A 12,477-nucleotide genomic window follows, 5' to 3' on the forward strand; every position below is an offset into this window, starting at 1 on the left:
CCCCCGTCCCGGCGGCCCCCGGCGCGGCTTCGCCGCCGGGCGGGGGCCACGCATGGAGTACGTTCCTTACATGTCCCAGCCAGCGAAGCCCGCCCGTTCCAGCTCCAGCTCAGGTTCCGGCAGCCAACGCCTGAAGATGCGCCGCGACATCGCGGCCGCGGCGATGGAACTGTTCGCCACCAAGGGCTACGAGGCGACGACGGTCGACGAGATCGCCGCCGCGGCGGGCGTCGCCCGCCGCACCTTCTTCCGCCACTTCCGCTCCAAGGAGGAGGCGATCTTCCCGGACCACGACGACACCCTGGACCGGGTGAAGGCCGTCCTGGACGCCGCGCCGCCGCACGAGTACCCGCTGGACACCGTCTGCCGCGGCATCCGGGAGGTCATGCGGATGTACGCGGCGCAGCCCGCGGTCTCCGTCGAGCGCTACCGGCTCACCCGGGAGGTGCCGACGCTGCGCGAGCGCGAGATCGCCTCGGTCTCCCGCTACGAGCGGCTCTTCACCCGCTATCTGCTGGGCCACTTCGACGAGGGCGCCCAGCAGGACGGCGACGACGACCCGCTGCTCGCCGAGGTCGCGGCCTCGGCCGTGGTCACCGCGCACAACCACGTGCTGCGCCGCTGGCTGCGCGCGGGCGCGGAGGGCGACGTGGAGGGCCAGCTCGACCGGGCGTTCGCGGTGGTACGGGCCCGGTTCGGCGGCGTCGGCCTGCCGCACGGGCCGGGGGGCCCGGGCGGCGGCGCGCAGGCGGGCACGGCGGGCCCGCCGGCGGTCGTCACGGCCGGCGGCGGTGGCTCGGACGTGCTCGTGGCGGTCGCCCGGACGGACGCGCCGCTGAGCGAGGTCATGCGCACCATCGAGAAGGCGCTGAACAAGAGCTGACCTGGGGTTTCACCCCGTCACGGGCTCCCCGGCCGCGCCCGGCCGGGGAGCCTTTCCGCGCTCATCCGTGCACCGCCGCGGACATCTGAGACGAATTTCTGGCACCGAGTGTCTTGCGGACTGGCACGCCGTGCCATACGGTACGAGGTATCCGGGTGACCGGCGCGCGACGGCAGAGCACGCGCCGGCTGTCCCAGCGGGCCCCCGGCCCGCGCACCCGGAAGGCGCCTCGTCACAGGCGCTCCCGGCGCCACCGCGCCGCGCACCGCCGTACCGCGCACACCGGCCCGCCGCCGGAGCCGAACCGCACGCACAGCTCTCACCCCCGACGTCCCTCAAGCGTTCCCGGACGCCCTTCGCCGGAGGCAGCACCATGAACGAGACGCACGAGATACTCGCCGCGATCGAGGCACCCGACAGCACGGCCGCCGACTTCGCCTCCCTCCCCCTGCCCGGGTCCTACCGGGCGGTGACGGTGCACAAGGACGAGGCGCAGATGTTCGACGGCCTCACCAACCGCGAGAAGGACCCGCGCAGGTCGCTGCACCTGGACGAGGTGCCGGTGCCGGAACTCGGCCCCGGCGAGGCCCTGGTGGCGGTCATGGCCAGCTCCGTGAACTACAACTCGGTGTGGACGTCCCTCTTCGAGCCGGTGTCCACCTTCGCCTTCCTGGAGCGCTACGGCCGCCTCTCCCCCCTCGCCCGGCGCCACGACCTGCCGTACCACGTCATCGGCTCCGACCTCGCCGGCGTCGTGCTGCGCACCGGCCCCGGCGTCGTCGCCTGGCACCCGGGCGACGAGGTGGTCGCGCACTGCCTGTCGGTGGAGCTGGAGAGCGCCGACGGCCACGACGACACGATGCTCGACCCCGAGCAGCGCATCTGGGGCTTCGAGACCAACTTCGGCGGGCTGGCGGAGATCGCGCTGGTGAAGTCCAACCAGCTGATGCCCAAGCCGGACCACCTGTCCTGGGAGGAGGCCGCGGCGCCCGGCCTGGTCAACTCCACCGCGTACCGCCAGCTCGTCTCCCGCAACGGCGCCGGCATGAAGCAGGGCGACAACGTCCTCATCTGGGGCGCGAGCGGCGGACTCGGCTCGTACGCGACGCAGTTCGCGCTCGCCGGCGGCGCCAACCCGATCTGCGTGGTCTCCAGCCCGGAGAAGGCGGAGATCTGCCGCCGCCTGGGCGCCGAGGCGATCATCGACCGCCGCGGCGAGGACTACCGCTTCTGGCGGGACGAGCACGAGCAGGACCCGCGGGAGTGGAAGCGCTTCGGCAAGCGCATCCGCGAGCTGACCGGCGGCGAGGACGTCGACATCGTCTTCGAGCACCCCGGCCGGGAGACCTTCGGCGCCTCCGTCTACGTCACCCGCCGCGGCGGCACCATCGTCACCTGCGCCTCCACCTCCGGCTTCGTGCACGAGTACGACAACCGCTACCTGTGGATGTCGCTGAAGCGGATCATCGGCTCGCACTTCGCCAACTACCGCGAGGCGTGGGAGGCCAACCGGCTCATCGACAAGGGGAAGATCCACCCCACCCTGTCGAAGAGCTACCCGCTGGAGCAGACCGGCCAGGCGGCGTACGACGTGCACCGGAACCTGCACCAGGGCAAGGTCGGCGTGCTGTGCCTCGCCCCCGCCGAGGGCCTGGGCGTACGGGACGAGGAGAAGCGCGCGGAGCACCTCGACGCGATCCAGCTCTTCCGCACCGCCGAGGCGCCCGCCCCGCCCGCGGAACGCGCCGGCGCGGGCGCGCCCGCGCGTGCCGTCGAGCACGCCGGGAACGTCTGATGGCGGACAGGGACCGGCCCTGGCTGATGCGCACCTACGCCGGCCACTCCACTGCCGAGGCGTCCAACGCGCTGTACCGGCGGAACCTGGCCAAGGGCCAGACCGGCCTGTCCGTCGCCTTCGACCTGCCCACCCAGACCGGCTACGACCCCGACCACGTGCTCGCCCGCGGCGAGGTCGGCCGCGTCGGCGTGCCCGTCTCGCACCTGGGCGACATGCGCCGCCTCTTCGCGGGCATCCCGCTGGAGCGCACCAACACCTCCATGACCATCAACGCCACCGCGATGTGGCTGCTGGCGCTCTACCAGGTGGTCGCCGAGGAGCAGGGGGCCGACCCGGGGGCGCTGGCGGGCACCACGCAGAACGACATCGTCAAGGAGTACCTCTCCCGCGGCACGTACGTCTTCCCGCCCGGGCCCTCGCTGCGGCTGACCACCGACACCATCGCGTACACCGTCGGGACGATGCCGAAGTGGAACCCGATCAACATCTGCAGCTACCACCTGCAGGAGGCCGGCGCGACGCCGGTGCAGGAGATCGCGTACGCCCTGGCCACCGCGACCGCCGTCCTGGACGCGGTGCGCGACTCCGGCCAGGTGCCGGAGGAGAAAATGGGCGACGTCGTCGCCCGGATCTCCTTCTTCGTCAACGCCGGGGTCCGGTTCGTCGAGGAGATGTGCAAGATGCGGGCGTTCACCCGCATCTGGGACACCGTCACGCGCGAGCGCTACGGCATCGAGGACCCCCGGCAGCGCCGCTTCCGCTACGGCGTGCAGGTCAACTCCCTCGGCCTGACCGAGGCGCAGCCGGAGAACAACGTCCAGCGCATCGTGCTGGAGATGCTGGCCGTGACGCTGTCGAAGGACGCCCGCGCCCGCGCCGTGCAGCTGCCCGCGTGGAACGAGGCGCTGGGCCTGCCGCGGCCGTGGGACCAGCAGTGGAGCCTGCGGATCCAGCAGGTCCTGGCGTACGAGAGCGACCTGCTGGAGTACCCCGACCTCTTCGACGGCAGCCACGTGGTCGAGGCGCGGGTGGCCGCGCTGGTCGAGGGCGCGACCGCGGAGATGGCGCACATCGAGCGGCTGGGCGGGGTCGTCGCGGCGGTGGAGTCCGGCTACCTCAAGGGACAGCTGGTGGCCTCGCACGCGGAGCGGCGGGCCCGTATCGAGTCGGGCGAGGAGAAGATCGTCGGCGTCAACTGCCACACGGAGACCGAGCCCAGCCCGCTCACCGCCGACCTGGACGCCGCGATCATGACGGTCGACGCGGACGTGGAGGCGCGCGTCGTCTCCGCGGCGCACGAGTGGCGGCTGGCCCGCGACGAGCCCCGCGCCCAGCGGGCGCTGTCGGCGCTGAAGGCCGCCGCGGCGGGCACGGCCAACCTGATGCCCGCGTCGCTGGAGTGCGCCCGGGCCGGCGTCACCACCGGCGAGTGGGCCTGGGCGCTGCGCGACGTCTTCGGCGAGTTCCGCGCCCCCACGGGCGTCGCCGGCGCGCCGGTCGCGGCGCCGGCGGCGGCCCCCGGCGGCGACGCGGCCCTCGCCGCCGTACGGGACCGGGCCGCGCGCACCGCCGCGGAGCTGGACACCGGCCGGCTGCGGCTGCTCGTCGGCAAGCCGGGCCTGGACGGCCACAGCAACGGCGCGGAGCAGATCGCCGTACGCGCCAGGGACGCCGGCTTCGAGGTGGTCTACCAGGGCATCCGGCTGACGCCCGAGCAGATCGCCACCGCCGCGGTCGCCGAGGACGTGCACTGCGTCGGCCTGTCCATCCTCTCCGGCTCCCACGCCGAGCTGGTCCCGGACGTCCTGGGCCGGCTGCGCCGCGCGGGCGCCGACGACGTGCCGGTCGTCGTCGGCGGCATCATCCCGGCCGCGGACGCCGAGGCGCTGCGCGCGGCGGGGGTGGCCGCGGTGTTCACCCCGAAGGACTTCGGGATCACGCAGATCATCGGCCGTATCGTCGACGAGATCCGGCTCGCGAACAAGCTCGGTCCGCTGGAGGTCCCCGCATGAGCCCCGCCCCCCGCCGGCGACGCCGCCGCCGCGCCGGGCCGGGAGCGCACCCCCGGCCCGGAAGAATGACCGGCGTACCCGGCCACGCGCCCGCGGACGCGGCGGACGCGTGCGCACCCGCGGCGAACCCGGAGGCGCTCCGCGCAGCGGCGCCCGCGAACAAGCCCGACCCCCTGGAGGTCCCCGCATGAGCCCCCACGCCCGACCCGACCGCCTGCGGCCGCGGCGTTCCTGCCTCGCCGTCCCGGGATCCAACCCTCGGTTCCTGGAGAAGGCCCAGGGGCTCCCGGCCGACCAGGTGTTCCTGGACCTGGAGGACGCCTGCGCGCCCCTGGCGAAGCCGGACGCCCGGCACACCGTCGTCAAGTTCCTCAACGAGGGCGACTGGCGCGGCAAGACCCGGGTGGTACGGGTCAACGACTGGACGACGCACTGGACGTACCGCGACGTCATCACCGTCGTCGAAGGCGCGGGCCCGAACCTCGACTGCCTCATGCTGCCGAAGGTCCAGGACGCCGACCAGATCAGGGCCCTCGACCTGCTGCTCACCCAGATCGAGAAGACGATGGGCTTCGAGGTGGGCCGCATCGGCATCGAGGCGCAGATCGAGAACGCGAAGGGGCTGGTGAACGTCGACGACATCGCCGCCGCCTCGCCGCGGCTGGAGACCGTCGTGTTCGGCCCCGCCGACTTCATGGCGTCGATCAACATGAAGTCCCTGGTCGTCGGCGAACAGCCGCCCGGCTACCCGGCCGACGCCTACCACTACATCCTCATGCGCCTCCTCATGGCCGCCCGCAGCAACGACCTGCAGGCCATCGACGGCCCGTACCTCCAGATCCGCAACGTCGACGGCTTCCGCGAGGTCGCCGGCCGCGCCGCGGCCCTCGGGCTCGACGGCAAGTGGGTGCTGCACCCCGGGCAGGTCGAGGCCGCCAACGAGGTCTTCTCGCCGTCGCAGGAGGACTACGACCACGCCGAGCTGATCCTCGACGCGTACGAGTACTTCACCTCCGAGGAGGGCGGCCGGAAGGGCTCCGCGATGCTCGGCGACGAGATGATCGACGAGGCGAGCCGCAAGATGGCCCTCGTCGTCTCGGGCAAGGGCCGCGCCGCCGGCCTGACCCGCACCACCGCCTTCACCCCGCCGGAGGGCTGACATGCAGTTCGGACGCACCTACGAGGAGTTCGAGCCGGGCGCGGTGTACAAGCACTGGCCGGGCAAGACCGTCACCGAGTACGACGACCACCTCTTCTGCCTGCTGACCATGAACCACCACCCGCTGCACCTCGACGCGCACTACGCGGGCGGGGCCACCGACTTCGGCCGCAACGTCGTCGTCGGCAACTACGTGTACTCCCTGCTGCTCGGCATGTCGGTGCCGGACGTCTCCGGCAAGGCGATCGCCAACCTGGAGGTCGAGTCGCTGAAGCACGTGGCGCCCACCTTCCACGGCGACACGGTCTACGGCGAGACGACCGTGCTGGACAAGTGGCCGTCGACGTCGAAGGACGACCGCGGCATCGTGTCCGTCGAGACCCGCGGCCACAACCAGGACGGCACCCTGGTCTGCGTCTTCCGGCGCAAGGTGCTGGTGCCCACGGCGGCGTACGTGCGCGAGCGCGGCGAGCAGCCCGGCCGCCCGGAGCCGGCCGAGCGCGGCGGGGCGGCGTGATGGGGCGGCTGGCGCAGACGGAGGGGCTGACGGAGCTCCAGCGCGAGATCGTCGCCACGGTCCGCGGCTTCGTCGACAAGGAGATCCTGCCGGTCGCCACCGAGCTGGAGCACCGGGACGAGTATCCCGCGCAGATCGTCGAGGGCCTGCGGGACCTGGGTGTTTTCGGCCTGATGATCCCGGAGGAGTACGGCGGTCTCGGCGAGTCGCTGCTCACGTACGCGCTGTGCGTGGAGGAGATCGCCCGCGGCTGGATGAGCGTGTCGGGGATCATCAACACGCACTTCATCGTGGCGTACATGATCAAGCAGCACGGCACCCCCGAGCAGCGGGAGCACTTCCTGCCCCGGATGGCCGCCGGCGAGGTGCGCGGGGCGTTCTCGATGTCGGAGCCCGGGCTCGGCTCGGACGTGGCGGCGATCACGTCCAGGGGCGTACGGGACGGGGACGGCGGCTACCTGCTCACCGGCCAGAAGATGTGGCTGACCAACGGCGGGACGTCGAGCCTGGTCGCGGTGCTCTGCCGGACGGACGAGGGGCGGGGGGCGGACGCGCCGGCGCACCGGTCGATGACGACGTTCCTGGTGGAGAAGGAGCCGGGGTTCGGCACGGTGAAGCCGGGGCTGACCATCCCCGGCAAGATCGACAAGATGGGCTACAAGGGCGTCGACACCACCGAGCTGATCATGGAGGGGCTGCACGTCCCGGCCGACCGGGTGCTCGGCGGCCCGGACGGGGCCGGCCGGGGCTTCTACCAGATGATGGACGGCGTCGAGGTGGGCCGCGTGAACGTCGCCGCGCGCGGCTGCGGCGTCGCCCAGCGCGCCTTCGAGCTGGGCGTCGACTACGCCCAGCAGCGGCAGACATTCGGCCGTCCGATCGCCCGCCACCAGGCGATCCAGTTCAAACTGGCCGAGATGGCTACCAAGGTCGAGGCCGCCCATGCGATGATGGTGCGAGCGGCACGCAAAAAGGACACCGGAGAACGTAACGACCTAGAGGCGGGGATGGCCAAATATCTCGCTTCGGAGTACTGCAAGGAAGTCGTGGAAGACGCGTTCCGCATCCACGGCGGCTACGGCTTCTCCAAGGAGTACGAGATCGAGCGCCTCTACCGGGAGGCGCCGATGCTTCTCATTGGCGAAGGGACCGCCGAGATCCAGAAAATGATCATCGGTCGGCGGCTGCTGGAGGAGTACGGGCCCCGGGGTTGAAGGACTGCCTCAGGGGCAGGCGGCGGGTGGCGTGGCAGCCGGCCACGGCACCCCGGCGCACTAAAGCTCGCTTCGGCTTGCCGAGTTGCCGGTGGCAACCGATAGCATCCCCGACAAGCCGCCGTCCCCCATCGCCGCGGCCCCCTCCCGCTACGAAGGTCAAACATGCCCCACAGCCCAGATAACGTTCCGCGCCGCCGGGTCCGCCTGGCGCGCGGAGCATCGCCGTGGCTCCTGCCGACCTTGGCCACCGCCGCCGTCACCGCCGCCCGCGCCCGCCGCAGCGGGCGCTGGCCCGACCGGCTGGCCGCCGTACCCCCCGCCGCGCTGGCGGCAGGCATGCTGTGGTTCTTCCGCGACCCCGACCGTGAGATCGCCGCGGGCCGGGTCATCTCCCCCGCCGACGGCGTGGTGCAGAGCATCATGCCGTGGCCCGACGGCCGCACCCGCGTCGCGATCTTCATGAGCCCGCTGAACGTGCACGTGAACCGGGCTCCGCTGGCCGGCACCGTCAGCTCCGTGGAGCACGTCCCCGGCGGTTACGTCCCGGCGTTCAACAAGGAGAGCGAGAACAACGAACGCGTCGTGTGGCACCTGGACACCGAGCTCGGCGACGTCGAGATGGTCCAGATCGCCGGCGCGGTCGCGCGCCGCATCGTGCCGTACGTGACCCGCGGCACCAAGGTCGAGCAGGGCGAGCGGGTCGGGCTGATCCGCTTCGGCTCCCGCGTCGACGTGTACCTTCCGCAGGGCGTCGCCGCCGGCGTGGACGTCGGCCAGGCCACCACGGCGGGGGTGACGCGCCTTGACCGTGATTGATCCGGAGACGAAGGCCGGCTGGGTCCCCGAGGTCGACGAGGACGACGACATGCCGCTGTCCACGCGGCTGTCCATCGCCGACACCCTCACGCTGGCGAACGCCACCTGCGGCTTCCTCGCCGTCTACTTCACCACCACCGGCGTGCTCGTCCCGCACCTGATGGGCGAGAGCACCGGCGGCATAGCCCGGCAGAGCGCCGCCACCGCCGTGATCCTGATGCTGCTCGCCTCGGTCTTCGACCTCTTCGACGGCCTGGTGGCGCGCAAGCTGCGCAGCTCGGCGATGGGCGCGGAGCTGGACAACCTCTCCGACCTGATCAGCTTCGGGCTGGCGCCCGCGTACTTCGTGCTGGTCTACGGCATGGTCGCCGACGACGCCCACCAGCGGGTCTCCACGGTCGCCGCGGTCGCGGTGGTGCTGGCGGTGGTGCTGCGGCTCGCCCGGTTCTCCTGCGTGACGGTGCGTGACGGGGTCTTCCAGGGCATGCCGAGCCCCTTCGGCGCGCTGACGGTGATCTCGGTGGTGCTGCTGGAGCTGCCGTTCGTGCCGACGCTGCTGGCGATCGTGGGAGTCGCCTGGCTGATGGTGAGCCGGGTGGAGTACCCCAAGCCGCGCGGCCGGCTGGCGGTGGCCACGCTCGTGTGGATCTTCATCAGCATGACCTGCCTGGGCGCGTGGGCCTTCGACGCGCCGAACGGGCAGCTGCTGCTCCAGACGGGCTGCGCGCTGCAGATAGTGACCGCCGCCACGATCCCGCTGTTCGCCACCGCCCGCCGGGTGAACACCTTCCGCGTCGGCCGCCGCGAGGCCCGCGCCGCCGCGCAGGGCTGAGCCCGGGCGCGGCCGCGGGCCCGGGGTTCCGGGCCCGTACCGTACGAGAACGACCGCACCGTCGGGTCCGGGGGAAACCGCTCCCCCGGACCCGACGGCCTTCTCCGGCCCGCCCGCTCTGGAATCGGGGTCAGACGGGCTGCCAGAGCGCGGGCACGTTCGGCGGCTCCCAGCCGGGCAGGGCCGTGTGGGCCTGCAGACAGCGGTAGGTCGCGCCGCCGTACGTGACGGTGTCGCCGGCCTGGTAGGAGGTCCAGGCCGCCCAGGTGCCGCCGCTGTCCGAGCCGACGGTCAGGGTGTACGTCACGGTGTGGGTGACGCTGCCGGTGCCGGTCACCGTGATCGGGTACGTGCCGTCGGCGGTCCCGGCGCCGACGTCGACCGTCATGGCCGAGGACCCGCCGGAGGTCACCGTGGCCGGCGAGAAGGACACCGCGACGCCGTCGGGGGCGCCGGCGGCGGTGAGCGCGACGTCCTGCGGCTCGCCGCCGGTCGTGGTGGTGTTCACGGTGGCGGTGGTGGTGCCGCCGCCCGACTCGACGCCGCCGGAGTCCGGCGAGAGCGTGAGGGAGAAGCCGGGCGTCTGGCTGCCGCCGCAGTCGGTCTCGCCGGGGCGGGCGGGCACGGCGATCGCGCTCCAGGCGGACTTGACGGCCTCGCACTCGGTGGCGCCGTAGGTGGTCTTGGCGACGGTGACGGTCGCGGCGCGGGCGGCCCGGTGGTTCCAGCCGGAGGTCTTCATCAGCAGCCCGCCCATGAAGATCTTCGCGGCCTTCTGGATGCCGACGCCGGTGACGGAGGAGGGCCCGCCGGAGCAGATCGGGCTGCCCGGCTTGCCGCCGCCGGGGTCGGAGCCCTCGGCGAGCAGGTAGAACCAGTGGTTCTGCGGGCCGGCCGCGGCGTGCACCTCGGTGCCGGGGCTGAGCTGGGTGTAGCAGTTGGGGTGGTTGCCGACCAGCGACGGGTTGTACATGTTGCGGATGGGGCGGCTGTCGCCGTAGAAGCGGGCCTTCTCGCCGACGGTGTAGTCGGGCGGGTCGGCCGGGCTGTCGATGTACGCCTCGGTGATGGCGCCGAAGATGTCGCCGGTGGACTCGTTCATGCCGCCGGTCTCGCTGCCCGAGCCGCTGCCGCCGGGGGTGCGGTCGAAGATCTCGTGCCCGTACTCGTGCGCGACGACGTCGATGGACGTGAGCTGGTTGGTGCCGGGCTGGTTGTGGCCGTAGGTGGTCTTGGTGCCGTCGTAGTAGGCGTTGACGACGCGGAGGCCGGCGCGGGCGGGGACCATGCCGCCGCGGCCGTTCTGGCCGTTGTAGCCGACCCATTCGTTGAGCATGTCGAACTCTTGCTGGGCCGCGAACATGATGTCGACGCAGGCGGACTCCAGGTCGTTGGCGCCGCCGTTGCCCCAGGGCGGGGAGCCCCGGTAGGGGGCGCCGTTCTGGCCGCCGCACTGGAAGCCGCCGCGGGCCGGGTCGGTCATGGCGCCCGCGGCGGTGTCGATCTCGACGGTGCCGTTGTGGTAGCCCTGCCCGGCGGCGTCGCGGACCTGTTCGCGGGTCTCGACGACCTTGCCGGTGCGGGCGTCGACGTAGACCTCGCGCACGGTGGGGGCGCCGGCGGCGGTGCTGCCGGTGACGGTGGACTGCCAGGTCAGCACGCCCGTGCCGGCCTCGCCGCCGCGGAGCAGCACGCCCAGCTCGGGCGCGGTGGTCTTCTCCGGGTGGGCGACCCGCCGAGCGGCGGTCCGCTCGGCGGCGGCCGCGGGGATCCGGGCGCGCGGGGACAGCGACAGCTCGGGCGCGGGCGCGGCGGCGACGTCGAGGACGCGCCCGCGGCTGTCGGCGAGGACGACGGCGTCGCCGCCGGTGACGGGCAGCCCGAGGTAGGTGCGTTCGTACGCGGCGTAGTAGAGCCCGCCGTCCCAGGGGGTCACCCCGGTGCGGACGAGCTCCTCGCCCGGGCTGTGGCGCAGCCCGTCGAGCCCGCTGTCCGCGGCGCGGTCGGCGGCGGCCAGCGCGCGTGCCTTGCCGCTCGGCTGCCGCTCGTGCGGTGGAGCGGCGCTGGTGGTGCCGGTGAGGGCACCGGTCAGGCCGGCGGTCAGGGCGAATGCCGCCACGACCGCGCCAAGTCTTGTGGACTTCACGTCAGTTGCTCCCCTCTGGGAAACCGGGTGACGCGAGTATCCGCATGCACATGGCGGTTCGGGGATATCCCACCGGCCCTCATACCCGGGTTATACGCTGCTGGAATGGAGCTGGAGTTGCGGCACCTGCAGGCTGTCTGCCGGATCGCCGAGGCCGGCAGCCTCACGGCCGCCGCCCGCCTCCTCGGCGTCTCCCAGCCGGCGCTGTCCGCGCAGTTGCGCCGCATCGAGCGGGTGGCGGGCGGCGAGCTGTTCACCCGCACCCCGCAGGGCGTCCTGCCCACCCCGCTCGGCGACTTCGTGCTGTCCAAGGCGCACCGGGTGCTCGGCGAGATGGAAGCCCTCTCCGCCGGCACCCGGGCCACGATGGCGACGGGGCCGCTGCGGCTGGGGAGCATCGTGCTCGTCATGCTCGGCGCGCTGATGCAGGAGCTGGACGAGCTGCTGCCGGACCGGCAGGCCACGGTCGACAGCGAGGACTCCGTCACGGCGCTCACCCGGCTGCTGGGCTCCGGCCACTACGACGCCGTCCTCTACGGCGAGGTCAACGACCACCGCACGCCGCTGCCGGAGGGCGTCACGGCGCGCACGCTGGTGGCCGGGGAGCCGTTCTGGATCGCCCTCTCGGAGCGGCACCGGCTCGCGGGCCGGGAGCGGGTGGACCTGGCGGAGCTGGCGGGCGAGCGGTGGATGGCGATGACGAGCCAGGACGACGGCGGCCCGGAGGCCCTCCAGTCGGCGTGCGCGAGCGCGGGTTTCACGCCGCTGCTGCGCTACCGCATCGGCGACACGGCGCTCAACCGCCGGCTGATAGCGGCGGGCCGGGCGGTGGCGGTCTTCCAGCCGACGGCGCCGGCGACGCCGGGGGTGGTGCTGCGGCCGCTGGCGGGGGACCCGATCAGGGGCCGGCTGACGCTGGCGTGGCAGCGGCGCGCGGTGCCCGCGGAGCTGGCGGGGAAGCTGTACCGGGCGGCGGCGCGGGCGTACGCGGCGGGGCTGGCGAACAACCCGCCGTACGGGGCGTGGTGGGCGGCGCACCCGGAGGTGCACCCGGAGCCGGGGTGAGCGCCGGCTCCGGACCCGCGGCGGACCGTGCG

General features: G+C 73.0%; 10 protein-coding genes. 9 read left to right on the forward strand and 1 reads right to left on the reverse strand.

Translation table 11 applies throughout. From position 1 onward, the window contains the following. Positions 1-70 precede the first annotated feature (70 nt). The 8 genes from ACHZ99_RS09200 (at position 71) to pssA (ending at position 9,234) form a co-directional block, all read left to right on the forward strand. Positions 71-883 (forward strand): TetR family transcriptional regulator, encoded by an 813-nt coding sequence (locus ACHZ99_RS09200; RefSeq protein WP_420303908.1) that lies wholly within the window; start codon positions 71-73, stop codon positions 881-883. Positions 884-1,256: 373 nt separating this feature from the next. After that, positions 1,257-2,678, forward strand: coding sequence for a crotonyl-CoA carboxylase/reductase (ccrA, locus tag ACHZ99_RS09205; RefSeq protein WP_420303909.1), 1,422 nt, complete (start codon positions 1,257-1,259; stop codon positions 2,676-2,678). Beyond that, positions 2,678-4,693, forward strand: a complete 2,016-nt coding sequence (locus ACHZ99_RS09210; RefSeq protein ID WP_420303910.1) for a protein meaA — start codon at positions 2,678-2,680, stop codon at positions 4,691-4,693. The genes ccrA and ACHZ99_RS09210 overlap by 1 nt, the downstream gene beginning before the upstream one ends. Positions 4,694-4,880: 187 nt before the next feature. Then, positions 4,881-5,852: an HpcH/HpaI aldolase/citrate lyase family protein gene (locus ACHZ99_RS09215; protein WP_420303911.1), complete on the forward strand. Its 972-nt coding sequence runs from the start codon at positions 4,881-4,883 to the stop codon at positions 5,850-5,852. 1 nt (position 5,853) lies between these two features. Beyond that, the gene (locus ACHZ99_RS09220) at positions 5,854-6,369 is read left to right on the forward strand and encodes a MaoC family dehydratase (RefSeq protein WP_420303912.1); all 516 of its coding nucleotides are present in this window, start codon (positions 5,854-5,856) and stop codon (positions 6,367-6,369) included. Beyond that, positions 6,369-7,583, forward strand: coding sequence for an acyl-CoA dehydrogenase family protein (locus ACHZ99_RS09225; RefSeq protein ID WP_420303913.1), 1,215 nt, complete (start codon positions 6,369-6,371; stop codon positions 7,581-7,583). Before ACHZ99_RS09220 ends, ACHZ99_RS09225 begins: the two co-directional genes overlap by 1 nt. Positions 7,584-7,748: 165 nt before the next feature. After that, positions 7,749-8,402 (forward strand): phosphatidylserine decarboxylase, encoded by a 654-nt coding sequence (locus ACHZ99_RS09230; protein WP_420303914.1) that lies wholly within the window; start codon positions 7,749-7,751, stop codon positions 8,400-8,402. After that, positions 8,389-9,234 carry a CDP-diacylglycerol--serine O-phosphatidyltransferase gene (pssA, locus tag ACHZ99_RS09235; RefSeq protein WP_420303915.1) on the forward strand — a complete coding sequence of 282 codons (846 nt, stop codon included), beginning with the start codon at positions 8,389-8,391 and terminating at the stop codon, positions 9,232-9,234. Before ACHZ99_RS09230 ends, pssA begins: the two co-directional genes overlap by 14 nt. Positions 9,235-9,364: 130 nt before the next feature. On the opposite strand, the gene ACHZ99_RS09240 is transcribed toward pssA, so the two are convergent. Beyond that, positions 9,365-11,353, reverse strand: coding sequence for a M4 family metallopeptidase (locus ACHZ99_RS09240; RefSeq protein WP_420303916.1), 1,989 nt, complete (start codon positions 11,351-11,353; stop codon positions 9,365-9,367). A 132-nt stretch (positions 11,354-11,485) separates the two neighbouring features. On the opposite strand from ACHZ99_RS09240, the gene ACHZ99_RS09245 reads away from it, so the two are divergent. After that, positions 11,486-12,445 carry a LysR family transcriptional regulator gene (locus tag ACHZ99_RS09245; RefSeq protein ID WP_420303917.1) on the forward strand — a complete coding sequence of 320 codons (960 nt, stop codon included), beginning with the start codon at positions 11,486-11,488 and terminating at the stop codon, positions 12,443-12,445. Positions 12,446-12,477: the final 32 nt, after the last annotated feature.

This window comes from Streptomyces sp. MAR4 CNX-425 (assembly GCF_048656465.1).
Classification (GTDB): Bacteria; Actinomycetota; Actinomycetes; order Streptomycetales; family Streptomycetaceae; genus Streptomyces.

Excerpts from the sequence above, each read along its gene's own strand:
- ACHZ99_RS09200 (WP_420303908.1), top strand. The coding sequence starts at position 71 with ATGTCCCAGCCAGCGAAGCCCGCCCGTTCCAGCTCCAGCTCAGGTTCC.
- ccrA (WP_420303909.1), top strand. The coding sequence starts at position 1,257 with ATGAACGAGACGCACGAGATACTCGCCGCGATCGAGGCACCCGACAGC.
- ACHZ99_RS09210 (WP_420303910.1), top strand. The coding sequence starts at position 2,678 with ATGGCGGACAGGGACCGGCCCTGGCTGATGCGCACCTACGCCGGCCAC.
- ACHZ99_RS09215 (WP_420303911.1), top strand. The coding sequence starts at position 4,881 with ATGAGCCCCCACGCCCGACCCGACCGCCTGCGGCCGCGGCGTTCCTGC.
- ACHZ99_RS09220 (WP_420303912.1), top strand. The coding sequence starts at position 5,854 with ATGCAGTTCGGACGCACCTACGAGGAGTTCGAGCCGGGCGCGGTGTAC.
- ACHZ99_RS09225 (WP_420303913.1), top strand. The coding sequence starts at position 6,369 with ATGGGGCGGCTGGCGCAGACGGAGGGGCTGACGGAGCTCCAGCGCGAG.
- ACHZ99_RS09230 (WP_420303914.1), top strand. The coding sequence starts at position 7,749 with ATGCCCCACAGCCCAGATAACGTTCCGCGCCGCCGGGTCCGCCTGGCG.
- ACHZ99_RS09245 (WP_420303917.1), top strand. The coding sequence starts at position 11,486 with ATGGAGCTGGAGTTGCGGCACCTGCAGGCTGTCTGCCGGATCGCCGAG.